This is a genomic window from Pantoea sp. UBA5923 (assembly GCF_002431095.1).
GTDB classification, from domain to species: domain Bacteria; phylum Pseudomonadota; class Gammaproteobacteria; order Enterobacterales; family Enterobacteriaceae; genus Pantoea; species Pantoea piersonii.
In genome coordinates this window covers 76,049-76,648 of the sequence record NZ_DJDN01000078.1, presented here as the reverse complement: position 1 = coordinate 76,648, position 600 = coordinate 76,049, and the positions used below count along the sequence as shown (strand labels likewise).

1 protein-coding gene and 1 pseudogene are annotated in these 600 nt (G+C 62.3%); both read right to left on the bottom strand.

Annotated features, from left to right (window positions below):
• The coding region (locus B3797_RS17665) for a TraB/GumN family protein (RefSeq protein WP_311791764.1) at window positions 1-219 on the bottom strand (219 nt) is incomplete at its 3' end.
• 68 nt (window positions 220-287) lie between these two features.
• A pseudogene (copA, locus tag B3797_RS17660) lies at window positions 288-600 on the bottom strand (Cu+ exporting ATPase); the annotation flags it as partial.

Here is a 600-nt window from a genome sequence, read left to right as displayed (position 1 = left end):
CTGAGTAATGTCCGCCTCAACAATCAGCGCATCCGCCTTTTGTAACTGTCGCAGCAGTCGCGCGGGCAGCGGCTGCATATCGCGCGTGCCCATATGAATGCTGCCGACCAGGTGCAGCAGGCGATCGTCCAGCCGAATATCCTGGGCGGGCCAGCGATAGCTGGCGGGAAAGAGTCGGCTTATCAGCCCCTGCACACTGCGCCAAATGCTGCCTGTCATTCCCTGTCCTTACTCAGTCAAAACGCCATGCTAGCGATTACTGCCGCTGAAAAACAGGGCAATAACGGCTATTGTCGCGGCGTCGGACGAAAGCGCAGCAGCCGGTTGGCGTTACTGACGACGGTAATCGAGGAGAGCGCCATCGCCGCGCCCGCGACGACCGGACTGAGCAGCGCGCCGGTCAGCGGATAGAGCACGCCCGCCGCCAGCGGAATGCCCAGGCTGTTATAGATAAACGCGCCCAGCAGGTTCTGGCGAATATTGCGCAGCGTCGCGCTGGAGAGCGCCAGCGCATCGGCAACGCTGTTGAGATCGGCGCGCATCAGCGTGATGGGCGCGGTTTCTACCGCCACGTCGCTACCGCTGCCCATGGCGATACCG